The organism is Salinactinospora qingdaonensis, assembly GCF_039539445.1.
In the GTDB taxonomy this organism is placed as follows: domain Bacteria; phylum Actinomycetota; class Actinomycetes; order Streptosporangiales; family Streptosporangiaceae; genus Salinactinospora; species Salinactinospora qingdaonensis.
Window position 1 is genome coordinate 1 of the sequence record NZ_BAABDD010000025.1, and the last position, 25922, is coordinate 25922.

Sequence of the window (25922 nt, forward strand, 5' to 3'; positions counted from 1 at the left end):
TTTCCCGTCGCTCGTGCCTCGATCGCTGCGCGATCTCAGCAGCCAGGGGTGGGCTGTGCTTGGGGTGGGCGCCCTAGCGCCGCGCCCCACGGGAGTTCACCCCACTGCTGAGGGCGGGCTGTACTTGGGGTGGGTGCCCTAGCGCCGCGCCCCACGGGAGTTCACCCCACTACTGAGGGCGGGCTGTACTTGAGGCGGGCGCCCTAGGCGTGGGCAACACCCTGACGCGGACCAGCCAAATCGCGATGGGCCGTATCCGGGGGCGGGGTGCCCTAGCCTGGCGCCGTGCTGCGAGAGGGCGCCCCTTTGCCACGGGGCGCTGCTACGTCGAGGCCGGTACCCATGTGGAGCACGGCGGCTGCCCCCTGCCACGGCGCGGCGGGGGCCTGTCGCGAGCCCCGAGGCGGGGGTGTCTCAGGAGCACGGCTTTCAACGCGGCGCAGCGGGCACGCCTGCCGCTAGACCCGAGGTGGGGGATGTCACCCGCTGTTGCGTTTCGAGCTACAGCAGCGTTCCTTCACGCTGAGGGCTACTCGTAGCGCTTCACACACCCCGGAGCCACCGTGCCCCCACACTCTTCCCACCTCACCCCCGCCACCGCGCCCCCTTCAGGCTGCCGAGATCGCGCAGCGATCGAGGCACGAGCGAACGCCGCACCCTCCCAGCCCGCCAGCCACAGACTCCGCACACGAAGAGCACACAGCGGCCAGGAGCGGAACATGTAGCCGAGCGGGACCATCCCCGCACCCCCGGGGAGCACGAGTTGAAGTTTCGCTGGTCGCGGCGCCACGGGGGACCATCCCCGCACGCGCGGGGAGCACTCGGTGCCGTAGTGTGCGTGCTCGCCGGACTCGGGACCATCCCCGCACGCGCGGGGAGCACCAGACCCAGAACCTGTTGAATGCTGTGAATCTGGGACCATCCCCGCACGCGCGGGGAGCACGGAGAGCTGGAGCGTTCGGTCCGCCATAGTCAGGGACCATCCCCGCACGCGCGGGGAGCACTCCTTCTCCTGACGACGGACCTCGGCCTCGTCTGGACCATCCCCGCACGCGCGGGGAGCACTCGGCTTTCGAGCGACGGCCCTCGTCGCGGTCGGGACCATCCCCGCACGCGCGGGGAGCACGCCGAGGGGCTCACCAGCTCCGAAAAACTCTTGGGACCATCCCCGCACGCGCGGGGAGCACCTTGGACTCCCGATCGTCTGATGAATCGACTTGGGACCATCCCCGCACGCGCGGGGAGCACCCTCGTTGACCTGCGACGCTATCAGCGGGACATGGCTGTTTTGACCACTTGTTGAGAATTGCGCAAATGGGGTGAATCGGCGCAAATTTTCAAAGTGTTTCCTCAGCTTCCTCGTCAGGCTTGGTGCGTTCGGTGTCCTCGCCTGCTGGTGCTTCCGTTCATTTCCTTAGTTATTTCCTTAGCGGAAGGCCGCTGCCGATACCCCCTCCGGGTGGATCGACGGGACAAACGTACCGTGAGTGTGGCCGCCGGGTGCGCCCGTCTGAGAATGAGTCGGCAACAGTCCCCCATGCGGCAGTTAAGGCTTAAGGCGAGGTAGCTCCCCTGTTGCCCCTCGCCCCCTTGGCGCGCCTCGGGCGCTCCGTGGCTGGCCGGGACGGTGTCCTCTCCGACTCCGCCACCTCGGCGCCGCCCCCTCGACTGCGCCTTCTTCGGCTCTTTCGCTTGGCCTCCCGCTGGGTTCCCGGCTCTGGCAGGGGCTAGTTTCCTTCTCCGGCTGGGGCCAACAAGTGGTCCAGCAAGTGGAGTGAACCTTCGGGGTTTGCAACATCCCGATATCGGTCTGTCGTGATCATGGCACCGTTGCTAACCAAGGCGCGTCCTACGGTTGAAGCCGTCACCTCGCCAGTGGGGTGGCGCTCATCGCCATAATGGGGCGGTCAGGGCAGGGTGGGGCGCGTGTTGGTGCGTCGCCGTGGCCCTCGCAGCCCGACCGTCACTGCACCACGTCTCGCTACCGCCCACAGGAGCAGCAGTAACCGTGACCGAGTCCGTGAACACTCGTCTGGCGCCCCTCACCACGGATGACCCGGCGCAGATCGGCGCGTTCCAGCTCATTGGCCGGCTGGGCGCGGGAGGTATGGGGGTCGTCTACTACGGTCGGGACTCTTCCGGATACCCCGCGGCCGTGAAGATGGTGCGCCCCGAATACGCGGCCGACCCCGGTTACCGTGGCAGGTTCGAGCGCGAGGTCGGCCTCGCCAAGCGGGTGCGGGGGCGCTGTATCGCTCCGCTGCTGGCCGCCGATCCGCACACCGAGCAGCCCTGGCTCGCCATCGCCTACGTCTCCGGCCCTACGCTGCGCGAGCACATCGCGAGCGCCGGCCCGCTGGCGGGCGGTCACCTCACCGCCTTCGCCACCGGGCTCGCCGAGGCGCTGGCGGCCATCCACCGCGAAGGCATCGTGCACCGCGACCTCAAACCCGACAACGTCATCCTTTCACCCGAGGGCCCCAAGGTTCTGGACTTCGGCATCGCTCAGGCTCTCGACGAGGCGTCGATGACCCGATCCGACATCGTCGTCGGCACGCCTGGCTGGATCAGCCCGGAACGCTACGACGGCCACCGGGCCGGCCCCGAGTCCGACATGTTCTGCTGGGCAGAGTTGGTGGCCTTCGCCGGCAGCGGTCGCCAGCCCTACGGTTCGGGCCCGCTGGAGACGCTGCGCTACCGCACGATCAACGAGGAGCCCGACAGTGCGGCTGACAAGCTCCCGCCCGCGCTGCACGAGGTCGTCCAGCGTGCGCTCAACCGTGCCCCCGGCCAGCGGCCCACTGCCGCCGAGGCGTTCGCCGCCATCACCGGCCAGCGGGTCGACGACTCCGGTGAGGAGTTGACGCGGGTCGCCACGCAGCTCATCGACAATCAGTGGACGCTCGCCCTCAGCGAGCACAGCACTCCCTTGCCGAGCCAGCCGCTGCGCGCCACCACTGTCGGGCGGCCCATCACCTTCGCCGGCCACACCGTGCACGAGTCCGCCGAACTGGCGGCCCTGTTCGCCACCTATCCGGATCGCGCCGAGGAGTGGCTGTGCGGCAGCGGCGCGGCGCGGTTGCGTGACTGGCTCGACGACACCGGAGACACCAGCTACGACCGCGACTATCTCTCCGCCATCGAGGGGCCTGAGAGTGCGGCGCTGGCTATCACGGCGTTCGCCGCCGCCCACGCGCCCACCAGCACCCCCACCTACCGTGGCCATGACGTCAGCATCGAGGGGATGCGCCGTCTGGCCGCGGGCGGCTCCAGGGAACACCAGGTGCTCAGCGAGATCATCGTTAACGAGGTCCCGCTCATCGCCGCGGCCCACGCCTGCTCTCACGCCGACTGCGGTAGCCGGTGTGCCCGGCTGGAGCGCATCGGCCACCACGCCCGCGAGACCATCGACGCAGCTCTCTTGCACGCCGCCCGGCTGGGGTTTCGCCTCGCTCCGTCCGAACGTGACCGTGCCGTAGCGATCGGTATCGAGATCCTTGACGAGCCCCAGCGCCGCCACGTCCATTCCGTTGTGCTGCCGAACGTGCGTTCTCTGGCTGTGCCCTGGTGGAATACGCTGGCGCGCGAGGCGCTCAGTGGCGATCTCACCACTGTGGAGGGCCGCGCCAGAGTCTTGGCGCTACGGCTGCTCACGCCCTTCGCTCGCCAAAACGCCGGCCCTGCCTGGCGGCGGTTGCTCTCGCCGCGCGGCTGGGTGGCCCGCGGCATCCCGCGGGTGCTGCTGTTGAGCCTGCTTTGCTTCGCCCTTTTGGGTTTCGCCGCAGGTGGGGCGGTCTCGTCGATCTATCCGTCCCACCCGCTGGCTCTGGGGGAAGGCGCGGACTTCTCGGCCCCCGTCATCGCTGGGGTTCTCGCCTACCAGATGGAACTGTGGCCGTTCTATGCGCTGCTCGCTGTGGGGGTCGTCAGTGTGCCCGCGCGGTTGCGGGTCGCGGCGGTCTGCTACGCGATGCCGCTGGTTCTGCTCGCCACGGCCGTGGTCGCCTTTCTGCCGCGCCTGCCGCTGCTGATGCCCCTCGGGTCTCTTGCCATGCGCGACCCGGTGTTGGGGTGGGTGACCAGTACGGGTGACCAGGCGATTTTTCTCGTTGTCCTCGCCGGCGTCCTCGGGTTTTTGCTGTTCGCCGCTTTGGTCGGCTCAGCGGTGGCCACCCCCGGGCCGGTGCCGCCGCCGCTGCTGCCTAAGCGCGGCGCGTTGACGCGCGCGCTCGTCGCCATCCCGTTGCTGGGGCTGCTGGTGTGGATTCCGCTTTGGTCGGTGCTTTTGCTGCTCGCCGTTGGTGACAACGCCTTGCAGGAGATGACCGATGTCGCGGTCCGCAACGTTTTCGCCTCTTTCACCTCTGTGGTGCTGCCGTTGGCGATGGTGGTCGGCGCCCTGGCCTACCTGTTGTGGCGCGGCCCCGGTGGCCATGTGCTCTATCTGGGGTTCTTCGCTTTGTTGTTCTCCTACAACACGCTGATCGACTCCACGGGGGAGATGCCAGCGGCCCTGCCCGGTGCCGGTGCGCTCAGCCTGGGGCTGATCGAGACCTATGGGGGCGCTTTGGGGTGGGCCGTGCTGTGGGTCTTCCTGCCGGGGAACTTCGTCGTGGGTGCCTGGTTGGCCGAACGGTTGCGCTACCGTAAGCGCCGCCGGCCCGCCCCGGCCCCGCCGGGTGGCTACCCCACGGTCGGCTATGCCACGCCGCCCCCGGTGGCTCCGCCGCCGGGCCAACCCCACCCGGGTTATGCCCCTCAGCCCGGCGGTCACGCGCCGCCGCGCGCCATGCCGGCTCCACCGCCTCCCTACCAGCCGCCACGGCGGTGATCGCGTTTGCCGTGCCGGTTTCTCGGATGTTCTCGAGGGCGCCCGCTCCGGGGCGATGGAGGTGACACAGCATAGGACCGGCCCGATACTGGGACTGATGAGATTTTCCCATTTCTGGCAGCGCATGTACGAACAGTTCGGTGAGAGCTACGCCGACAGCCTGGCGCAGGACTACGTGATCGAGCGCTTGGGCTCGCGTACTGTGCGCCAGGCGCTCGACGACGGCATCAGCGCCAAGGAGGTATGGGCCGCGGTGTGCGAGACATTCGGGGTCCCTGCCGCCGCCCGCTGAGGCCCGACGGTGGCGACACGCCCCACGAACAGTGTCGAACGCGCATTCGAGCGATCGAACAGAAGTTCGGGTAGCATGAAGGTAGGGATTCGGGTCAGTCCGCGTTAGCAGGACGACAACCGAATCGGACTGTCGGGCCGGCCGCGAGGCGCGGGGCGCGCCTCCCGGCTCGCGCTGGGACGGCCGCGCCGACCAGGGGAGCGACGCGACCACCGGTCGTCCACAGGGTGGCGGATGACGTCGCGGAATGTCATCGCGACCGCATAGCGTCACTCGCGAGATGAAGAAGAAGACATCAACCCAACAGGGGTTCACCGTGGCATCTGCTGATCGAGACAAGGCTCTCGAAACCGCCCTGGCGCAGATCGAGCGCCAGTTCGGCAAGGGGACCGTCATGCGCCTCGGCGATGACGACCGCCCGCCCATCGAGTCGATCCCCACCGGCTCCATCGCCCTTGACGTCGCGCTCGGTATCGGCGGTATCCCCCGCGGCCGGATTGTCGAGGTCTATGGTCCAGAAAGCTCTGGGAAGACCACCGTGGCCCTGCATGCGGTGGCCAACGCCCAACATGCCGGTGGGATCGCTGCCTTTGTCGACGCTGAGCACGCACTCGACCCCGATTACGCCAAGAAGATCGGTGTCGACACCGACAACCTGCTGCTCTCCCAGCCCGACACCGGCGAGCAGGCCCTGGAGATCACCGACATGTTGATCCGCTCGGGGGCCATCTCCATCATCGTCATCGACTCCGTGGCCGCGCTCGTGCCCCGCGCCGAGATCGAGGGGGAGATGGGAGACAGCCACGTCGGTCTCCAAGCCCGACTGATGTCGCAGGCTTTGCGCAAGATAGCCGGTGCGCTGCACCAGACCGGCACGACCGCGATCTTCATTAACCAGCTTCGCGAGAAGGTCGGCGTGATGTTCGGGTGCATGGACTACCACACCCCCGTCACGCTGGCCGATGGTTCCCAGGAGAAGGTCGGCGCGATCGTCGATCAGCGGATGGACGTCGAAGTCCTCTCCTATGACCCCGACACCGACCGAGTCGTGCCGCGTCCGGTGGTGAACTGGTTCGACAACGGAACCACCGAGCATTTCCTGCGGTTCACCGTGGCCGGTGCGGGCGAGAACGCTCCGGCGCAATTCTCGGCCACACCTAACCACCTGCTCCGCACGCCGGGAGGCTGGCGCGAGGCCGGCGAGCTGCTGCCTGGCGATCGGGTCCTCACCGCCCAGCCCTTCCACCTGAGCGAGCAGCAGCGCCAACTCCTGCTGGGGTCGATCATGGGGGGCGCCGACCTCTCCGCGCCCCCGCGCGGGCACAGCGGGGCGCGGTGGAGCATGAGCCACCCCCAGCACCAGGCTGACTATCTCGACTGGAAGCTTTCGCTGCTGCCCAACGTCTACCACACGCGCATCAGCGACGCCGCCGGAAGGCTCGTCGCGCGGTCACGCCCGCTGCCCGAACTCGACGAACTCGCCGAGGTCGTCGAGTTCGACGGCGCCACTAAGCACCTCACGTGGGAGTTTTTGAAGTCGCTCACGCCGCTGGCGCTAGCGGTGTGGTACATGGACGCCGGCTCCCTCACCTCCGGTCTCGCGGACCGTGCCGCGTCCGAGCACGACGCGGGCCGGATCGAGATCCCCGTGGCGCACCTGAGCCCGGGCTCGCAGCAACGTCTCACCGACTATCTGCGCGACACCCACGGACTCGACGTCACCTTGGCACAGCCCGGTCCCGAAGGGCAGACCTGCATCCGGTTCACCACCGCGGCTACGGCCCAGTTTCAGGAGCTGGTCGCGCCCTACGTGCCCAGCGTGAACGCCGATGTGTTGCCGCAGCGGCTGCGCGGCCAGTGCCGGCTCGCCCCCGATTTCGCCGAGCCTGAGGAGCGGCTCGTGGCTACACCCGTGGTCGACGTCGAGCCCGTCTTCGAACCCGAAGGCGCGCGCCGCTTCGACATCGAGGTTGCCGGGCACCACAACTACTTCGTCGACGGGGTGATGGTCCACAACAGTCCCGAGACCACCACTGGCGGCCGTGCCCTGAAGTTCTACTCGTCAGTGCGGCTCGACGTGCGCCGCATCGAAACCCTCAAGGACGGCACCGACGCGGTCGGCAACCGCACCCGGGTCAAGGTCGTCAAGAACAAGACGGCTCCTCCGTTCAAGCAGGCCGAAATGGACATCCTCTATGGGGTGGGGATCAGCCGCGAAGGTGGGCTGATCGACCTCGGCGTCGAGAACGGGGTCGTGCGCAAGTCCGGTGCTTGGTACACCTACGAGGGCACCCAGCTCGGCCAGGGCAAGGAGAACGCCCGCAACTTCCTGCGCGACAACGCCGATATGGCCAACGAGGTCGAGAAGAAGATCAAGGAGAAGCTGGGGGTTCCCACCGGCAGCGACGACAGCGCCAAGGGCGAGGCCGCCGGTTCCGAGGCCGCCGCGGGCAAGGACACCAAGTCCGACGCCAAGAGTGCCGCGAGCACTGGCGCCAAGGCCAAGACCAAGGAAACCAAGGAAAGCGAGCAAGCAGCCGAGAGCGCGTCCCCCACTGCCGCGACAGCCAAGCGCACCACCCGCAGTAAGGCGACGCCGTCTACTGACGCCTGAGGGGAGGGCTGATGCACGGGCAGGAGGGGCAGGACCCGTTACCCGGGGCGGCGCCGCCCGAGGACGATCCAGCGGCCAAAGCCCGCGGCATCTGCCTGCGGCTGCTCGCCACCACACCGCGCACCCGCGCCCAACTCGCCGAGGCCCTCGCCGACCACGACATCCCCGACGAGATCGCCGGCGAGGTGCTCGGCCGGTTCAGTGAGGTCGGGCTGATCGACGATGTCGCCTTCGCCCACGCCTGGGTCGATTCCCGTCACACCGGCCGCGGGCTGGCGGGGCGCGCCCTCGCCGCCGAACTGCGGCGTCGTGGCGTGGCCGAGGACACCGTGCGTGAGGCCGTCGACGCTGGGCTTACCCCCGACCGTGAGGAGGACACGGCCCGCGCGCTCGTGCGGCGCAAACTCACCACCACCCGCCACAAGGACGTGGCTGTCCGCGCACGCCGCGCCATGGGTGTGCTGGCCCGCAAGGGCTACGCGCCGGGGCTGGCCTACCGGCTGGTCCGTGAGGAGTTGGAGGCGGAAGGGACCGAAGTGGACCTGCCCGAACCCGATTTCGACGCAGACCCTCCCGAGGCCGGAACCAGCTAGCCGCCGTTGGAGGTATTGGCGATACCTGCCACCCAGGCCGGGGCCGCCGTGTCGAGGAGCCCGTTGACCTTGCCGGAAAGCGGCACGCCCCGGCACCCGTCAAAGAAGTCGGATACGCTCTGGAGGTTATCGGGGTTATACAAGTGTTAGGTGAGTGCACGGTAAAGCCGCTGACCGGCGTTGATCCCGGTTGCCGGTTCCCGCTACCGCCTCCTAACCTCACGGCAGTGAGGAATTAACTTCGTACACGGCGGGTAGCGATACCCCACAGCGGACGACATGCGTACCGTCGGCCCGGGCGCGTGGTCCCGCCAGTACATCCGGCGGCGGGCATAGGTCACCCCCTGTGGTCGAGGCGTAGGCAACAGCGCGAGGCACGGTTAGGGGTGGGGCGATGAGCGGGGCCGACATGCTGGTGGCCGCTGCGTTCATAGCCCCCGTGCTTGTAGCCCTCGTTGTGGTCGGCGCCGCGTTGCGCTACGCCGCCGTAGTGCGCCGACGCCACGCCCAGGCCATCGAAGCCGACCTCGTTCAAGCGCGGGAACGAGCCGAACGGATTCGCGCCGAAGCCGAATCCGAGGCAGAGGAGAAGCTGCGCAGCGCCGAGGAACGTGTCGCACAGTGGCGCAGCCGGGTCGAGGCCGAGCATGAGGCCGCCAAGGCGGAACTGTCAGAGCGGCGCACCGAGGCGCAGCACCGCGAGGCGCGGCTCGCGGAACGGGAGCGCCGCCTCGACGACGAGGTGACAGCGCTGGAGGAGTCACGCCGTTCGCTGGCCGAGCGAGAAACGGCGTTGCAGCAGCGGGAGCACGAACTGTCCCGTGTCGACGACGAGCGCCGCGCGATCTTGGAGGCGTCGGCGGCGCTCACGGCTGAGGAGGCCAAGGCCGAACTCGTCGCCGATATCGAGAACCAGGCCAAGCGTGAAGCCGCCCTTTTGGTGCGCGACATCGAGAAGGAAGCCCGCAAGAACGCTGAGGAACGTGCCCGCAAGATCGTCACGCTGGCGATCCAGCGGCTCGCCACCGAGCAGACCACCGAGTCGGTAGTGTCGGTGGCCCACCTGCCCGGCGACGAGATGAAGGGGCGCATTATCGGCCGCGAGGGCCGCAACATCCGCGCCTTCGAGACCGTCACCGGCGTGAACCTCATCATCGACGACACCCCCGAGGCGGTCCTGCTGTCGTGTTTCGATCCGGTCCGTCGCGAAGTCGGGCGGCTCACGCTGGAAAAGCTCGTCCTCGACGGCCGGATTCACCCGCACCGCATCGAGGAGCTCTACGAGGCCAGCCGCGCCGAGGTCGACCAGCTATGCGTGCGCGCCGGCGAGGACGCCCTGCTCGATGTCGGCATCACCGACGTGCACCCCGAGTTGGTGACGCTGCTCGGCCAACTGCGCTACCGCACCTCCTACGGCCAGAACGTGCTGGCCCACCTCATCGAGTCGGCGCACCTGGCGGGCATGATGGCCGCCGAGCTGGGCATGGATGTGCGGCTCATGAAACGCTGCGCTTTGCTGCACGACATCGGCAAGGCGCTCACCCACGAGGTCGAGGGCAGCCACGCGCTGATCGGCGCCGAGATCGCACGCCGCTACGGCGAGAGCGAAGACGTGGTCCACGCGATCGAGGCCCACCACAACGAGGTCGAAGTCCGCACCGTCGAGGCGGTTCTCACTCAAGCCGCCGACGCGATCAGCGGCGGCCGGCCGGGGGCGCGCCGGGAATCGCTTGAAGCCTACGTCGAGCGGCTCCAGCGCATGGAAGAGATCGCGATGGCCAACGAGGGGGTGCAGAAAGTCTTCGCGATGCAGGCCGGCCGGGAGGTGCGGGTGATGGTGCGCCCTGACACCGTCGACGACGTGCAGGCCCAAGTCATCGCGCGCGACATCGCCAAGCGCGTCGAGGGAGAGCTCACCTACCCCGGGCAGATCCGGGTGACGGTGATCCGGGAGTCGCGGGCCACCGAGACGGCGCGCTGAGCCCCGCTGCCCCGCTCGGGCGCCCCCACAGTGCCGGCGCCCGGGGCGAGCCGGAGCCCGCGAGCACCGGCACGGGTCACCGGCGCTGCTGGATGGGGGCCGGTTCGGCGCCGGCGGGAGCCGCGGGAGAATCGCCCGCGGCCGGTGGCGCCCCGCCCGCGGGCACGGAGGGCGAGCGTGGCGCCCCGGCGGAACCGCGCCCGGCGTTGCGCCGTTCCAGCCAGATCGCCAGCCTGCTAAGGCTGATGTTGATGACGATGTAGATGGCGGCGCAGATGATCGCGGCCGGGATGACGTTGTTGTAGCGGGTGCCCAGCAGCGAGAAGTTCCGCAGCAGCTCGGGGAAAGACACGATGTAGCCCAGCGCGGAGTCTTTGAGTAGCACCACGAGTTGGGCGACGATCGCCGGCATCATGCTGGAGATCGCCTGGGGCAACAGCACCACCGTCATGACCTGGGGTTTGCGCATGCCCAGCGAGTAGGCCGCCTCGGACTGGCCGGCGGGCACCGAGTTGATGCCGGCGCGAAACACCTCGGCCAGCACCGAGCCGTTGTAGAGAGTCAGCCCTGTGACCACCGCCGCCAGCGGGCTCACCTGGATTCCCAGGGGCACTCCGAACAGTTGGCTGAACCCCAGCGGCAGCGCGAGCGTGAAGAAGATCAGCATCAGCAGCGGGATGCCGCGGAAGAACTCCACGACCGCGCCGCACGCGACCCGCACCGCCGTGTGCTCGGAGAGCCGGCCGATCCCGAAAACCAGCCCGAAGGCGATGGCCAGCACTGTGGCGATCAGGGCGGCGGTGAGCGTGTTGCCCAGGCCCGGCAGCACGTAGTTGAGCCAGGTGTCGGCCTGCACGAAGGGCCGCCACTTCGCCGCCTCCCACTGCCCTTGCTCGCCCAAGCGCAGGTAGATCCAGCCGAGTACGGCCACGAACCCCACGAGCGTGACGACGGTGTAGCCCCACTGTCGCGCCCGCGCCTTGGGGCCGGGGGCGTCGAAGAGCCGGCCGGCCTCGTCGCGTCCCAGGATGCTCATCGCGCCACCGCCAGTCGCTTGCTCAGCCAGCCGAAGAAGTAGCCGGTCGGGATGGTCAGGACCAAAAAGCCGATGGCGAAGCCGATGAAGGTGGGGATCACCGGCACCAGCCCTTGGTCGAACATCAGCTTCATCTCGCGTGAGGCCTCCTGGACGCCGAGTCCGGCCACCGAGGCCACCGTGGTGTTTTTGGTGAGTGCGATCAAGACACTGCCCAGCGGGCCGATCACCGAGCGCAGCGCTTGGGGCAGCACGATCAGCCGCAGGTTCTGCGTGAAGGTCAGCCCGAGCGAGCGGGCGGCCTCGACCTGTCCGAACGGCACGGTGTTGACGCCTGAACGCAGCGCCTCGGCCACGAAGCAGGCGGTGTAGGCCGACAATCCCAGCACCGCCAGCCAGTAGACGTTCCACTGCACGCTGTCGCTGAACTCCAGCCCCAGCGAGCTGTTCAACCCCAGCCCGCAGGCGAGCAGCACCAGCGTCAGGGGGGTGTTGCGCACGGCCTCGGTGTAGCCGGTGGCGATCGTGCGCAGGATCGGCACGGGGGAGACTCGCATCGCCGTCAGAAGCACCCCCAGGACGAAGGACAGCAGCGCGCTCACCAGCGTCAGCCGGATCGTCCAAGAGAACCCGTCGATGACGGCCTGATAGTTGCTGAGGAAGGCTTCCATGGCTCTCTGCCGGTCAGGGTCGAGGGCGGGTGTCGGCGCCCTAAGGCGCCGACACCCCAGCGGTCGTCAGACGGTGCGGGTTCAGGCGCAGCCGTCGAATTCGGGGATCTCGGTGCTGTACTCGTAGCCGGCGTCGCCGAAGTGCTCCTCCAGGAACTCCTCAGCGCTGCCGTCGTCGTACATCTGGGTGATGGCGTCGTTGATCTCCTGGCAGCGCTCGGTGGAGCCCTGCGGCAGGCCCACGCCGTAGCGCTCCTCCTGGAACGGGTTGCCCACCACCTTGAAGTCGCCGGGCTGTTGGGCGGAGTAGCCGGCCAGGATGGCGTCGTCGGTGGTCACCGCATCCACGGTGCCGTTGGACAGCAACTGGATGCATTCGGAGTAGTTACCGGCTTCACGTAGTTGCGCGTCGATCTCCAGGGTCTCGGTGATGGTGAAGGCCGACCGCGAGCCCGAGGCCGAGCACAGGGTCTTGCCGGCCAAATCCTCCGGGCCGGCGATGGCGGTGTTGTCGGCGGGCACGAGGATGTCCTGCTGGGCGACGTAGTAGGGGCCGGCGAAGTCGACGACCTCCTTGCGCTCCTCGGTGATGGAGTAGGTCGCGACGATCATGTCCACCGTGCCCTGCTGCAAATAGGTCTCGCGGTTGGCGGAGGCGGCCTCGGTCCAGGTGATCTGGTCCTCGGAGTAGCCCAGCTCTTGGGCGATGTAGGTGGCCACATCGACGTCGAGCCCCACCGGCTGGTCGCCTTCGAGCAGGCCCAGTCCCGGCTGGTCGTATTTGACCCCGATGGTGATGCCCTCGCCGTCACCGCCGCCGCCACAGCCGGTCAGCGTGAGGGCCAGAGCGGCGGTGGCCGCCAACGCGCAGGTGATGGGACGGGTGCGCATGGTAACTACCTCGTTTTCTCTTGTCCGCCCCACGCGAAGTGGGCGGAAGTTGCCTGGGAACGCTGGGCTCTCGGGGACGCCGGAAGCGTCAGTGCGTGAGGATCTTGGACAAAAAGTCTCTGGCCCGGTCGGACTCGGGGGTGGTGAAGAACACCTCAGGAGAGTTCTCCTCGACGATCTGGCCGTCGGCCATGAAGACCACCCGGTTGGCGGCCCGGCGGGCGAAGCCCATCTCGTGGGTGACCACCACCATCGTCATGCCTTCCTGAGCCAGGTCGGTCATGACGTCGAGGACTTCTTGCACCATTTCGGGGTCGAGCGCGGAGGTGGGCTCGTCGAACATGATGACCTTGGGATTCATCGCCAGCGCCCGGGCGATCGCCACGCGCTGCTGCTGCCCCCCGGACAGTTGGGCCGGATACTTGTTGGCCTGTTCGGCGATACGCACCCGCTCCAGCAGTTCCATGCCGCGTGCCCTGGCCTCGGCCTTAGGGCGGCGCAGCACCTTGGTGGGGCCAAGGGTGACGTTGTCCAGCACCGTTCGGTGCGAGAACAGGTTGAACGCCTGGAACACCATGCCGATGTCGCTGCGTAAGCGAGCCAGCCCCCGCCCCTCGGCCGGCAGCGGTTCGCCGTCGATGCGGATGGTTCCGCTGTCGATCGTCTCCAAACGGTTGATGGCCCGGCACAGGGTGGATTTGCCGGAGCCGGAGGGGCCGATGACGACGACGACCTCCCCGCGCTGTACGGAGAGGTTGATGTCGTGGAGCACGTGGAGGTCACCGAAGTGCTTGTCGACGTTCTCCAGCACGAGGAGAGGGGTTGCGGTCATGGCCCGGAACCTAGCCCGCATACCGTGGTGTTGTCATTACCCAGCCGAGCTTTCTTGCGACCGGTAGCGGACTTGTTACCTAAGAATCCACGTAAACGTTGTGGGGAGCCGGGGTTAGAGTGAGCGACCCCTCACCGCGCAAGACCGCTATGGTGACATTTCGGTGCTTTCTGTCCTCTACTGCGGCTGACTGGTCGGCGACGCCGCAGCGAGCGATTAGCCTGGGGGCGTGAGCCAGAGTCGTACTTATCAGGTGCGTACCTACGGCTGCCAGATGAACGTTCACGACTCCGAGCGCCTCTCGGGGTTGCTGGAGGACGCCGGGTACGAGCGTGCAGCCGAGGACGCCACGCCGGATGTCGTCGTGTTCAACACGTGCGCCGTCCGTGAGAACGCCGACAACCGTCTTTACGGCAACCTTGGGCACTTGCGCCCGGTCAAGGATGCCCACCCGGGGATGCAGATCGCCGTGGGCGGGTGCCTGGCCCAGAAGGACCGCGGCGAGATCGTCCGCCGCGCCCCCTGGGTGGACGTGGTGTTTGGCACCCACAACATCGGGTCGCTGCCGGCGCTGCTCGACCGCGCCCAGGTGCAGCGGGAGGCCCAAGTCGAGATCCACGAGTCGCTCGACGCTTTTCCCTCGACGCTGCCCACCCGCCGCGAGTCCGCCTACGCCGCCTGGGTCGCGATCTCGGTGGGCTGCAACAACACCTGTACTTTCTGCATCGTCCCGTCCCTGCGCGGTAAGGAGCGCGACCGCCGTCCCGGCGACATCCTCGCCGAGATCCGCGCCCTCGTCGCCGAGGGCGTCGTCGAGGTCACCCTGCTGGGCCAGAACGTCAACGCCTACGGCTCGGAGTTCGGCGACCGGGAGGCGTTCTCCAAGCTGCTGCGCGCCTGCGGCGAGATCGAGGGCCTGGAGCGGGTGCGGTTCACCTCGCCCCACCCCCGCGACTTCACCGACGACGTCATCGCCGCCATGGCCGAGACCCCCAACGTGATGCCGCAGTTGCACATGCCGCTGCAATCGGGCTCCAGCCGGGTGTTGAAGGCCATGCGCCGCTCCTACCGCCAGGAGCGGTTCCTGGGCATCGTGGACAAGGTCCGTTCGGCCATGCCCGAGGCCGCCATCACCACCGACATCATCGTGGGCTTCCCTGGCGAGACCGAGGAGGATTTCGAGGAGACGCTGAAGGTGGTGCGCGAGTCGCGCTTCGCCCAGGCGTACACGTTCCAGTACTCCAAACGCCCCGGCACGCCCGCCGCCGAGTTGGATGGTCAACTTCCCAAGGAGGTCGTGCAGCAACGCTACGAGCGCCTGGTGGAGTTGCAGGACGACATCTCGTGGCAGGAGAACCAACGCCTGGTCGGCCGCGAGGTGGAGGTGCTGGTCGCCGACAACGAGGGCCGCAAGAACGAGCGCAACCGCCGCATGTCAGGGCGTGGGCCCGACAACCGGCTGGTGCACTTCGCCGTCGACGAGGATCACCCGGAGGCGACACCCCGTCCCGGCGACTTGGCCACGGTTGAGGTGACCTACGCGGCGCCGCACCATCTGGTGGCCGACTCCGGTGTGCGCCGAGTTCGCCCAACGCGCGCCGGCGACGCTTGGGATGCCCGCAACGGCCGCGCCCCCAAGCCCTCTGGCGTGCTGCTGGGGATGCCCTCAGTCGGCGCGCCCGAGCCCGCCCCGGCGCCGGCCTCGGCCGGCGGCTGCTGCGACGTCTGAGCCCGCCCTGAGACCGCTCAGCCCGGCTCACAGCCATACCGCGGGCCGGGCCGGGCGGGCAGTCTCGGCGGCAAGGCCGGAGCGAGTGCAGGGGAGGCTCAGAGGCCGCCGTCCTTCAGAGCATCCAGAAACACACGCCACTCGGCAGAGCCGAAGCTCAGGTGCCCGCGCTCCCGGTGTTGGGAGTCGCGAACCTTCACCTTTTCTGGCCCTTCTGATACTTCGACGCAGTCGCCACTAGCTCCACTGTATCTGGACTTGTGCCACGCATACCTAATCATCGAGCTCTCTCTGTAATTCTGCGGATCAAGTAGACAGACAGGGGGACGGAAGATGGTTTTATTTCAGATCTTGCTGTTCTTCAATGCTTCCAGGGATGCTTGCCATCCAGTGGAGATAAAAGCTAGATGCCCGAGTCTTCGATTCTGAGTGTCACGGATAAGCGTGGCATTGGGCAGCCCTGCAACTTCTACGCAGGCTTCCTCCGTTTCCGCCGTATGAGCACTCACGCCAGTTGGTCGGCTGGGTGTTCATACTGTTCGATCCTCTTTCTAAGTCTAGAGAGTGTCTCTTGAGGTGAAAGTGATTCTGTTTGTAGGGCGCTGGAAGTGAAGTTCAGTTGTCGAACATCTTGCTCGTCTTGTAGAAGGAGTTCTCTCGTTACGTATTCCGTGAAAGCTACGGGGGCTTATCGTGGAACGCCATAGTACGAAAACCTGTGCTCAAGCTGCGATGGGTTTGAGAGTCGTTTGTGACCATCTACAGCCGCCTGACCAAAGCCCGCGCCCGCGGCTGGATCACCTAATCCTCAAACCTGCCTCGGGCGGCCGTGGCCGTGGCTACACTGCCGGCATGCGACACCGACCGACGCCTCTGCGAACCTTGCGACCTATGCGACATTCGCCCGATTCTCAACAAGTGGTCAAAACAGCCATTCACCGCTGATAGCGTCGCAGGTCAACGAGGGTGCTCCCCGCGCACGCGGGGATGGTCCCTGAACTACGATGTAGACAGCGGGCATGGACCGGTGCTCCCCGCGCACGCGGGGATGGTCCCGGAACTCGACGTCCTGACCCTGGTTCTTCATCGGTGCTCCCCGCGCACGCGGGGATGGTCCAATGGCGATTGCAAATTCGGGCGGCGCGCGCCAGTGCTCCCCGCGCACGCGGGGATGGTCCCCAAGACGCCCGGTGCGGACTTCCGCCCCTCCGGTGCTCCCCGCGCACGCGGGGATGGTCCCTGAGAATGTGGTTCTACTTTGGTGCTAATTCCGTGCTCCCCGCGCACGCGGGGATGGTCCCAAGAAAGTGTATTTCATGCCAAGGAGTAAACGGTGCTCCCCGCGCACGCGGGGATGGTCCCACGGTCGGGAACTTCGCCAGGGTGGTGCAGGCGTGCTCCCCGCGCACGCGGGGATGGTCCTTTACTTACACATGCAGGGGGTTATTCGGCGTGGTGCTCCCCGCGCACGCGGGGATGGTCCCGCCAACCGGCCTGCGCATCATGCAGCTCAACCGTGCTCCCCGCGCACGCGGGGATGGTCCCAGCGGCCGGGTACGGGCGTCGCTGGGACGCGAGTGCTCCCCGCGCACGCGGGGATGGTCCCCGCCGACTCAGGGCCTGCCTGGCCTCACGCTGGTGCTCCCCGCGCACGCGGGGATGGTCCCCTCAGCGACATCCGCGCCGTCGACTGGACCGAGTGCTCCCCGCGCACGCGGGGATGGTCCTTCCGGTGTGGGGATTGGCGTCATTCGCACCTCGTGCTCCCCGCGCACGCGGGGATGGTCCCAGGAAGTGGCGCCGGCTGGACGGTTGACCATCGTGCTCCCCGCGCACGCGGGGATGGTCCCAGCGGCCGGGTACGGGCGTCGCTGGGACGCGAGTGCTCCCCGCGCACGCGGGGATGGTCCCTCCGACTACTACTCGGTCACGCTCGCATGCGGGTGCTCCCCGCGCACGCGGGGATGGTCCCAGCTCAACCTCGCGGGGCCACGGTCCGTGGAAGTGTTCCCCGCTTGGGGGTGGTTGTGCTTGGCGGGGCAGGGAGGGCGGTGTCGTTCGCTCGTGCCTCGATCGCTTTGCGATCTCAGCAGCCTGAGGGGTGCGGTGGCTGGGGTGACATGAGAAGCGTGTGGGCGCGGTAGTTGAGGTGGCGTGAAGTGATGCGGGTGGCTATCGGGTGAAGGAATGTTGCGATGGCTCGGGAGCCAGCACCAGGAGCGCCCCAGAGATAGCGGCAGGTTGGCGCAGCCGCCCCGTGGCAGGTAGCGCCTCCGACAAGTGGCAGGTCAGCCTCAGGCACAATCCCCTGCGGTAGATCCCCCCGAGGGGATGCACAACCCCCTACGGTAGGTGTCCCGAGGGGGCAGGTGAGGCGTTCCCCGGGCATCCTCCTGCGGTAGGTGTCCCGAGAGGCAGCGCCAGGCTAGGGCACCCACCCCAGGCACAGCCCACCCCTGGCTGCCGAGATCGCGAAGCGATCGAGGCACGAGCGCCGGGAAACGCCAAACGACATCCTCAGCCCAAATCCACACCGTGACGCGATCCTCACGCAAGGCGGAGATGGCTCGGATAGTGGCCTGGTCAGCACGGTATTTCACCTGCAAGCCCCGCGCGGGATACTCGCCCCGCCGGGTGTTGTCTGGCGGGGCTTTGTGGGGCGCACCGGGATGATGGTCTCTGGGGCTCGGAGCGGGTGGAATCGCGGTTCTTGGGCTTTCGGCTCTCCGGGAGTCCGAGGCTCTCTCCTGAGTTCCCCTGTCGAACTCCTGCGGCCCTGTGTCGAAGATCCTTCTGGAGCAGTGCCTTACTCGGCCTCACCCCTCGTCTTGGGTGGTGCGCGACAGGTCGATGACGCTGAAGGGCGCACCCGTGGGGTCGGTGAGTGCGGCCCACCGGCCGTACGGGGAGTCCTCGGCGGCGCGCAGCACTGAACCGCCCTGCTCCTGGGCTGTGGCCACCGCGGCGTCGGCGTCGCTCACGGCGAAGAACACGAGCCAGGCGCCGTGCCCGGTGTGGGGCTGGCCCACACCCGTGCCGTCGATTCCGGCCACGGGCGTGCCGCCGCTGTAGAGCACCAGGAAGTCGCCTTCGGGGAGCTGTTCGGTTCGCCCTCCGAAGACCTCCGCGTAGAAGTCGCCGGCGGTCTGCGTGTCGTCAGTGGCCACTTCGGCCCAGGCCGGTGCGCCCGGCGTGCCGAACGCCTCCGCGCCCGCCATGGTGTTGCCCTGCCACAGCGCGAACACGGTGCCCGTGGGTTCGCGCACGGTGGCCATGCTGCCGGCGTCGTCGGCGTCTTGCCGGGCGGTGATGATCTCGCCGCCGGCCTTCTCAGCGGCGTTCAGCGTGGCGTCGATGTCGTCGGTGGCGAGGTAGACGGTCCAGTTGGACTGTTCGGGAGGTGCTTGCCCTTCGCTCCACGGCTCGGCCAGCCCGGCGACGCGCTTGCCGCCGGTCGAGGCCATCGAGTAGGCGTCGTCACTGAACTCCCATCCCAGTACCGTGCTGTAGAAGCGTTTCGTCGCCGCGAGGTCGGCAACGGTCATGTCGAACCAGGCGGGGGCGCCCTGCGTGTACGTCGGTGTCTCGTTCATCGTTACGTTGGCGCCGCCACCTCGGCCGGTGCTTGCGCGAGGCGGTAGCGCCGTCCTCCCTACGGTGCTGAGTAGACGGGTGCGTATGGATTGGGCAGGTTTGTCATGTTCGTGGCCGTCGGGGAGGAGCCGCATTGCCGCGCGCGGGAGGCCGGTGCCGGTCACGCGCGGCGGCCGGCACCGGTGGACGCCAGGCCAGGGCGGCGATCTGGCCTGGCGGGTCACTAGCCACGGTGGGCGACAGTGCGGCCTTCCGTGGACGGGCCACGGGCCTCTCCAGCGTTTTCGCCGGCAAGAGACCTCAGGTGGGCGCTTTTGCCCCCAGCGGCGGCGGATAATCGCAACGCGGGGTAATACCGGGTAATGGTGGGATGGGCGAGTCGAGGGCGAGGCGACGCGCGCCGAAGGGTTAGGGGAGGGCCGAGGGTCGGCTTGCGGCAGCGTGCCAGGTGTCGGTGACCAGGCGGGTGGCGTGCGCGGTCAGCTCGGGGTGGTCGTAGTCCAGCCAGTGCACACGCGGGTCGCGACCGAACCACGACTGTTGCCGGCGGGCGAACTTGCGGGTGGCCCGCACAGTCTCGTCGCGGGCGGTGGTCTCGTCGATGTCGCCGGCCAGGAACCGCAGCACTTGAGAGTAGCCCAGCGCGCGCGAGGCCGTGCGGCCCTCACGTAGCCCCACTCGTTCCAGGGAGCGCACCTCGTCGACGAACCCGGCGGCCCACATGCGGTCCACGCGCCGCTCGATGAGCTCGTCCAGCCGTTCGCGCGGCACTCCCAGTCCGATCTGCACGCCGGGGTACAGCGACACGTGCTCGGGCATGGTCGCGGTGAAGGGGCGACCGGTCAGCTCGATCACCTCTAGGGCGCGCACGATGCGGCGCCCGTTGCCGGGCAGGATGCCCTCGGCCGCCTGCGGGTCGGCCGTGGCCAGGCGGGCGTGCAGGGCGGCCGAGCCGCGCTGTGCCAGCTCGTCTTCCAGGCGGGCGCGGATCGCGGGGTCGGTGCCGGGGAACTCCAGGTGGTCCAGCGCGCCACGTACGTACAGTCCGGAGCCGCCCACCAGGATCGGCAGCCGGTCCCGACTGTGCAGGTCGTCGATGACGGCGCGCGCCATGCGCTGGTATTCGGCCACGTTGGCGGCCTGGGTCACGTCCCACACGTCGAGCAGGTGGTGCGTGATCCCCTGGCGTTGGGCGGGTGTCATCTTGGCCGTGCCGATGTCCATGCCACGGTAGAGCTGCATCGAGTCGGCGTTGACGATCTCGGCCGCTATGCCCGCCGCGGCCAGCCGTAGTGCGACCTCGACGGCCAGGTCGGACTTGCCGGCCGCTGTCGGGCCTACGATCGCGATAACTGGGTTCACGCTGCTCAATCTGTTCAGTGTGGCAGTTTGCCGCGGTGGTGCCGTGCCGCGGTGAGGGGACCTCTCCCTCTTAGGAGGGAACCGACGGCATTGCGAGGCTATTTCTGGCTTATTGATCGTCGTATGCTCGCGGTGGACCATGCCCGTTTTAGGATGGCCAGCATGCGATTCGCCAAAGGTCACGGCACTGAGAACGACTTCGTGATCCTGCCGGACCCCGATGGTGAGCTGGACCTCACCCCGACCATGGTCGCCGCGCTGTGCGACCGGCGCGCCGGCATCGGCGCTGACGGCGTGTTGCGCGTGGTGCGCACCAAGGCGCTGGGGGTGGACCTGTCACCCGACGCGCGCTCCGCCGAGCACTGCGAATGGTTCATGGACTACCGCAACGCCGATGGCAGCATCGCGGAGATGTGCGGCAACGGGGTGCGGGTCTTCGGGCGCTACCTGCTCGACTCGGGGCGGGTGGCGGCCCGAGAGTTCCCGGTGGGCACGCGGGCCGGCGCGCGGCAGGTTTCGGTGACCGGCGAGGGGGCCATCACCGTCGACATGGGGCGGGTGCGCCTGATGGGCGAGGGGGCGGCCGTGGTCGCCGGCCGGCGGCTGCGCGGTCAGCGTGTCATGGTCGGTAACCCGCATTTGGCGTGCGCGGTGGAGCAGCCGATTGAGGAGATCGATCTCACGACGGCGCCCTCCTTGGACTCCGAAGCTTTCCCGGAGGGCGGCAACGTCGAGGTGTACCGGCGTGTCGAGCCGGGCGTGTTGCAGATGCGGGTCTACGAGCGCGGTTCTGGCGAGACCCGCTCCTGCGGCACCGGCATCGTCGCCACGGCTGCCGCCGCCACGGGCGACGACAGTGCGGCGAGTTGGACGGTGCGCGTCCCCGGCGGGGAGTGCACGGTCGAGATCGACGACGACGGGGCGCGGTTGACCGGCCCCGCGGTGATCGTGGCTGAAGGGTCGATCCTGCCCGGCGCGCTGCGCTACTGACGGTTGGGGCCTCCCGCGGCGGAGGGCCGCTCTGGCATCGGGGGAGATGATGGCCCGCTTCCTGGCGCGCCGGCTGTTGGATCATGCCCTCGTGCTGCTGGTGGCCGCCAGTTGCGGCTACCTGCTCGCCGCCACGGCGCTCGATCCGCGCGGCAACTACACCGGGCCGGGCTCCTCGACGCCGCCCCACGTTGTGGAGTCGATGCTGCGCGAGTACAACCTCAGCGACCGCGTGCCGCTGGCCCAGCGCTACGTCACCTGGGTGGGCGGGGTCGTCACCGGTGACTTCGGCCAGACGTGGGACGGGCGCGAGGTGGCCGGCGAGTTGGCGCGCCGCATCGGGGTGAGCGCGCGGCTGCTGGCCGTGGGTTTTCTCGGGGCCGCGGTCACGGGGGTGTTTCTGGGGGCGTGGACGGGGGCCCGGCGTGGGGGCGTCCTCGACACGGTGGTGACGCTGGGCTCGTTCGTGTTGATCTCCGTGCCGACCGTGGTGGTCGCGGTGTCGTTGCAGACGGCGGCGCTGTGGTTCAACGCCGCGGTGGGGGTCGATGTGCTGCGGACCACGGGCGAGTTCACGCCCGGCGTCGACACCACCTCCTGGGCGGGGGCGGCTGACCGCGCTCGCCACCTGGTGCTGCCGACGTTGGCGCTGGCCTTGCCGATGATCGCGCTGTACAGCCGCTACCAGCGCGCGTTGATGATCGATGAGGCCGACGCGGACTATGTCCGTACCGCTCGTGCCAAGGGGCGTACACGCGGTGCGGCGCTGTTTCGGCACGCATTGCCCATGGCGTTGTTACCCACAGTGACTTATATCGGGTATTCCGCGGCGTTGGTGTTTGTTGGTTCGGTGTTTGTCGAAAAAGTGTTCGGCTGGCATGGGGTTGGCGAGCTTCTCGTTGATTCGATCGCGCGCGGCGATGTCAACACGGTGGCGGCGGTGTGCTGTTTCGGGGCGTTGTGCGTGGCTGTGGCGGGTCTGCTCGCTGATGTCGCTCAGATGACCCTCGATCCGCGGCTACGTGTCCGTTGAGGTTCGCGGCGAGAACATTCGTGAAATCCGCCGCCTGCGGGGGCACGCTCCCAGTAGGATTTCCCAAATGTTCCATTAGTGTAGTTATTGCGGTTCGTGACACTGCGTTACCACTGAAGTCATCCTGGGCGCTGCCCCCGCCGAGGTGGTGAGGCCGTGTTCGACGCCACGAACATGGGGGGAATGCGTGCGAACGGGGAGGCTCCGGGCCACGGTGGTCCTGCTGTGCGCGCTGTTCCTCACCGCCTCCGGGACGGCCTGCGAATCCGACGCCTCATCTGAGACCGACGGCGGCCCGCAGCGCCTGTCCGCTGTGGAGATCAACCCCACCGACCGCGCGGAACTCGCCGATGGAGGCACACTGCGGTGGGGCATCAACGAGTTCCCCAGTCAATGGAACTTCCACCACGCCAACGGTGGCCTCAGCACCGTCTCTACGGTCCTCACCTCCCTCATGCCCCGACCCTTCCGCGTCGACGGCAGCGGTGAGGCCCACCCCGATCCCGACTATGTCCGCGACGTCACCGTCGAGTTCTCCCCGCGCCAGACCGTCACCTTACGGCTCAACCCGCAGGCCCGCTGGTCCGACGGCACCCCCATCACCTGGCGCGACTACGCTGGCATGGTCTACGCCCTCTCAGGTGAGTCCTCCGGCTACCAGGTCGGCAGCTCCATCGGCTATGACCGCATCGCCGACGTCAGCGCCGGAGCCGACGACTACGAAGTGGTCATCACTTTCGATCGGCCCTTCACCGAATACCGCTCCCTGTTCCACCTGCTGCTGCCGGCCGACTACACCGACTCCCCGGAACGGTTCAACACCGGCTACCTCGACCGCATCCCCATCACGGCCGGGCCGTTCACGGTCGAGGCCATTGACCGCACCGCCCAGACGCTGACCCTCGTCCGTGACCCCGACTGGTGGGGTGAGCCGGCCAAACTCGACCGGATCATCTTCCGCTCGCTGGGCGCCGAGGCGCTCGCCAGCGCTTTTCTCGACGGCGGTATCGACGTCTACACCCTGCCCCCCGATCCCGCCTCACTGGAGCGGGTCAGCGACGCCCGCGACGGCGAGATCCGCGCCGCCCTCGCGCCGGACTACCGCCACATCACCCTCAACGGCCAGTCGCCGGCGCTGTCCGATGTCGACGTGCGCCACGCCGTGTTCTTGGCCATCGACCGCACCGCCCTGGCCGAATCGGCGTTCGGCTCGCTGGCATGGCAGCCCGATCAGCCCCTGGGCAACCACTTCCTGCTGCCCGTACAGGAGGGCTACCGCGACAACAGCGGGCAATGGGGCAAGCACGACCCTGAGCGCGCCATGGAACTTCTGGAGCGCGCCGGCTGGAGCGGCGGCCCCGACGAAGGGCGTACCAAAGACGGCCAACGGCTCAGCCTGCGCTACATCGTGCCGCGCGGCTACGCCCCGGCCCGCAACGAGGCTCAACTGGTGCAGTCGATGCTGGGCCAAGTTGGCGTCGAGGTCGTGATCGAGGAGGTCTCCGGCGATGAGCTGTTCTCCTCCTACGTCGTGCCCGGCGACTACGATCTGGTTTCCTTCGTCACCACCGGCGACGGGTTTCCCGTCTCGGGAGGGATGGAGCAGTGGGCCAACGCCGTCACCGTCGACGGCGAACGTAGGTGGCGCGGCAACGTCGGCCGCATAGGCTCTCCCGAGATCGACGCCGCCATGTCCAAGGCGCTGACGACCACCGACCGCGACGTGGCGATCCAACACATCAACGAGGCGGACCGGCTGCTCTGGGAGGCCGGCCACACGCTCCCCCTCTACCAGCGCCCCGAGTTCACGGCGGTGCGCAGCGACCTGGCCAACATCGGCGCCGCCGGTTTCGCCATCCTCGACTACGCCGACATCGGCTTCCTCAAGCCCTAGGTGCTGTGGTGCCGACGGCTGGGGTGCGGGGGTGTTCTTTGGTGGCTCGTGCCTCGATCGCTGCGCGATCTCGCCAGCCTGCGGGGGCGCTCACCCGCGTGCGCCCACCGCCTGCTCTCGTCGCCCTCCCAAACAACACAGCCGTCCCCAACGGTCTCAGCGCCGGCCGGCTGCGTGGGCGCCCAGCAGAGCCGTAGGTGACAGTCCTCGTATCGAGGCGTCGAGCACCTGCACGGTGTGGGCCACAGCGATCCCCGCCGGGGCGGCCTCCGGCTGCGCCGCGGCGCCAGCGTCGGCGACCTTCTCGGTGGGCTCAGCCAGCGCAGCGGCGATCTGGAGTGAACAGCCCGGGTTGCCCGCCACCAGCAGTTCGGCCTCGGTAGTGCGCACATCGGCGGCTTTGCGCCGGCCCAACTCGCGCGCCGCCTGCGGTTGCAGCAGGTTGTACACCCCCGCCGACCCGCAGCACAGGTCGGGGTTGGCCACGTCGGACACCCGCAGCTCGGGGATGGCGCGCAACAGTTCCCGCGGCGCCTCGCGCACGCCCTGCCCGTGGGACAGGTGGCAGGCGTCGTGGTAGGCGGCCCGCACCGGCAGTGGGTGGCGCCGCGCGACGGGCCCCAAGGCCGCCAGGAACTCCGATACGTCGGCCACGGTGGCGCTCAGCTCGTCGGCGCGGCGCGCCGAGGTTTCGTCATAGCCGGCCTCGCGCAGGACCCGCCCATAGTGCTTCATGGTGGCGCCGCAGCCCGCGGAGTTGACGATGACGGCATCGACACCGGCCGAAGCGAAGGCCGCCACTGTGGCGCGCGCCCGCCGCGCCGCCTCGCCCGAACGGCCCGCGTGGGCCGACAGCGCCCCACAGCAGCCTTGGTGCCGCGGGATCACCACGTCGCAGCCCTCACTGGCCAGCACACGCGCGGTCGCGGTGTTGACCTCGGGAAACAGCGCCCCTTGGACGCAGCCGGTCAGCAGGCCCACCACGGCGCGGCGCCGCCCCACGGCCGGGACGAACTCCGGCAGCCGCGGGGTGCGGCGCGGCGCCGGCGCGATGCGCTCCATTGTGGCCAGCGACGCCGGGAGCCGCTCCAGCACACCACTGCGGCGCAGCAGCGACGCCAGCCCGCTGGCGCGGTAGGCCCGCAACGGTGCGCGCAACAGGGCGAGCCGCCGCCGGTAGGGAAACAGCGCGAAGATCCCCGCGCGCAGTAGCCGCTCGCCGCGAGTGCGCTCGTGCTCGCGCTCCACCCGCGCCCGCGTCGTCTCGATCAAAGCGTCGTAGCGCACCCCCGAGGGGCACGAGCTGACGCAGGCCAGACAGCCCAGGCAGCGGTCCATGTGGGTCACGGCGGTCGGGTCGAGCAGGTCGGCCTCTTGGCCCTGCCCCATGAGGTGAATCCGTCCCCGCGGGGAGTCCATCTCCTCGCCCCACAGTTCGTAGGTGGGGCAGGTGGGCAGGCAGAACCCGCAGTGCACACAGTCGTTGAGCAGGTCGTCGAAGCTACGGCCGGCCGTGGGGTCGGCGCTGGTGTCGGGTTCGGTCATGGTTGTTCTCCCCTGGGTTGGCCCCGGCCGTGGG

18 protein-coding genes, 2 pseudogenes and 2 CRISPR repeat arrays are annotated in these 25922 nt (G+C 68.5%); of the genes and pseudogenes, 11 read left to right on the plus strand and 9 right to left on the minus strand.

The features are described from left to right. The first annotated feature begins 731 nt into the window (after nt 1-731). A CRISPR array of direct repeats spans nt 732-1248; the repeat unit is 29 nt; unit sequence GGGACCATCCCCGCACGCGCGGGGAGCAC. Nucleotides 1249-2008: 760 nt separating this feature from the next. The 7 genes and pseudogenes from ABD848_RS19545 (at nt 2009) to rny (ending at nt 10311) form a co-directional block, all read left to right on the plus strand. Next, complete coding sequence (locus tag ABD848_RS19545) at nt 2009-4831, plus strand: serine/threonine-protein kinase (protein WP_344974595.1); 2823 nt, start codon at nt 2009-2011, stop codon at nt 4829-4831. A gap of 97 nt (nt 4832-4928) precedes the next feature. After that, on the plus strand, nt 4929-5123 hold the full coding sequence (locus ABD848_RS19550; RefSeq protein WP_344974598.1) for a DUF3046 domain-containing protein: 195 nt from the start codon (nt 4929-4931) through the stop codon (nt 5121-5123). 316 nt (nt 5124-5439) lie between these two features. After that, nucleotides 5440-6288 (plus strand): annotated as a pseudogene (recA, locus tag ABD848_RS19555) (recombinase RecA); the annotation flags it as partial. 42 nt (nt 6289-6330) lie between these two features. Next, nucleotides 6331-6900, plus strand: a pseudogene (locus ABD848_RS19560) (intein-containing recombinase RecA); the annotation flags it as partial. A gap of 135 nt (nt 6901-7035) precedes the next feature. Further along, nucleotides 7036-7737, plus strand: coding sequence for a hypothetical protein (locus tag ABD848_RS19565; RefSeq protein ID WP_344974739.1), 702 nt, complete (start codon nt 7036-7038; stop codon nt 7735-7737). Nucleotides 7738-7748: 11 nt separating this feature from the next. Continuing rightward, complete coding sequence (locus ABD848_RS19570) at nt 7749-8330, plus strand: regulatory protein RecX (RefSeq protein ID WP_344974601.1); 582 nt, start codon at nt 7749-7751, stop codon at nt 8328-8330. 394 nt (nt 8331-8724) lie between these two features. After that, the gene (gene rny / locus ABD848_RS19575; RefSeq protein ID WP_344974605.1) at nt 8725-10311 is read left to right on the plus strand and encodes a ribonuclease Y; all 1587 of its coding nucleotides are present in this window, start codon (nt 8725-8727) and stop codon (nt 10309-10311) included. A 76-nt stretch (nt 10312-10387) separates the two neighbouring features. On the opposite strand, the gene ABD848_RS19580 is transcribed toward rny, so the two are convergent. From ABD848_RS19580 to ABD848_RS19595, 4 genes are all read right to left on the minus strand, one after another. Next, nucleotides 10388-11347 (minus strand): amino acid ABC transporter permease, encoded by a 960-nt coding sequence (locus tag ABD848_RS19580; RefSeq protein ID WP_344974608.1) that lies wholly within the window; start codon nt 11345-11347, stop codon nt 10388-10390. Continuing rightward, complete coding sequence (locus ABD848_RS19585; protein WP_344974611.1) at nt 11344-12018, minus strand: amino acid ABC transporter permease; 675 nt, start codon at nt 12016-12018, stop codon at nt 11344-11346. The genes ABD848_RS19580 and ABD848_RS19585 overlap by 4 nt, the downstream gene beginning before the upstream one ends. Nucleotides 12019-12099: 81 nt before the next feature. Then, nucleotides 12100-12909: a glutamate ABC transporter substrate-binding protein gene (locus tag ABD848_RS19590; RefSeq protein WP_344974614.1), complete on the minus strand. Its 810-nt coding sequence runs from the start codon at nt 12907-12909 to the stop codon at nt 12100-12102. An 88-nt stretch (nt 12910-12997) separates the two neighbouring features. Then, entirely contained in the window at nt 12998-13741 is a 744-nt protein-coding gene (locus ABD848_RS19595; RefSeq protein ID WP_344974617.1) for an amino acid ABC transporter ATP-binding protein, read from the minus strand. Between the two features lie 253 nt (nt 13742-13994). On the opposite strand from ABD848_RS19595, the gene miaB reads away from it, so the two are divergent. Then, complete coding sequence (miaB, locus tag ABD848_RS19600; RefSeq protein ID WP_344974742.1) at nt 13995-15470, plus strand: tRNA (N6-isopentenyl adenosine(37)-C2)-methylthiotransferase MiaB; 1476 nt, start codon at nt 13995-13997, stop codon at nt 15468-15470. A gap of 98 nt (nt 15471-15568) precedes the next feature. Here the strand turns inward: miaB and ABD848_RS19605 are convergent, their stop codons facing one another. The 4 genes from ABD848_RS19605 to miaA form a co-directional block, all read right to left on the minus strand. Beyond that, nucleotides 15569-15751, minus strand: a complete 183-nt coding sequence (locus ABD848_RS19605; RefSeq protein ID WP_344974620.1) for a DUF397 domain-containing protein — start codon at nt 15749-15751, stop codon at nt 15569-15571. A 63-nt stretch (nt 15752-15814) separates the two neighbouring features. Then, the gene (locus tag ABD848_RS19610; RefSeq protein WP_344974622.1) at nt 15815-15979 is read right to left on the minus strand and encodes a DUF397 domain-containing protein; all 165 of its coding nucleotides are present in this window, start codon (nt 15977-15979) and stop codon (nt 15815-15817) included. Nucleotides 15980-16436: 457 nt separating this feature from the next. Further along, a CRISPR array of direct repeats spans nt 16437-17442; the repeat unit is 29 nt; unit sequence GTGCTCCCCGCGCACGCGGGGATGGTCCC. 844 nt (nt 17443-18286) lie between these two features. Next, nucleotides 18287-19063, minus strand: a complete 777-nt coding sequence (locus tag ABD848_RS19615; protein WP_344974625.1) for a VOC family protein — start codon at nt 19061-19063, stop codon at nt 18287-18289. A gap of 409 nt (nt 19064-19472) precedes the next feature. Further along, nucleotides 19473-20426 (minus strand): tRNA (adenosine(37)-N6)-dimethylallyltransferase MiaA, encoded by a 954-nt coding sequence (miaA, locus tag ABD848_RS19620; protein WP_344974628.1) that lies wholly within the window; start codon nt 20424-20426, stop codon nt 19473-19475. 162 nt (nt 20427-20588) lie between these two features. Here miaA and dapF point away from each other — a divergent pair, with 162 nt between their 5' ends. The 3 genes from dapF to ABD848_RS19635 all read left to right on the plus strand — a co-directional run bounded on the left by dapF (nt 20589) and on the right by ABD848_RS19635 (nt 24343). Beyond that, nucleotides 20589-21416, plus strand: coding sequence for a diaminopimelate epimerase (gene dapF / locus ABD848_RS19625; protein ID WP_344974631.1), 828 nt, complete (start codon nt 20589-20591; stop codon nt 21414-21416). A 49-nt stretch (nt 21417-21465) separates the two neighbouring features. After that, nucleotides 21466-22449, plus strand: coding sequence for an ABC transporter permease (locus ABD848_RS19630; RefSeq protein WP_344974634.1), 984 nt, complete (start codon nt 21466-21468; stop codon nt 22447-22449). 187 nt (nt 22450-22636) lie between these two features. Then, on the plus strand, nt 22637-24343 hold the full coding sequence (locus tag ABD848_RS19635) for an ABC transporter family substrate-binding protein (protein WP_344974637.1): 1707 nt from the start codon (nt 22637-22639) through the stop codon (nt 24341-24343). Nucleotides 24344-24499: 156 nt separating this feature from the next. Here the strand turns inward: ABD848_RS19635 and ABD848_RS19640 are convergent, their stop codons facing one another. After that, the gene (locus tag ABD848_RS19640) at nt 24500-25888 is read right to left on the minus strand and encodes a (Fe-S)-binding protein (protein WP_344974641.1); all 1389 of its coding nucleotides are present in this window, start codon (nt 25886-25888) and stop codon (nt 24500-24502) included. Nucleotides 25889-25922: the final 34 nt, after the last annotated feature.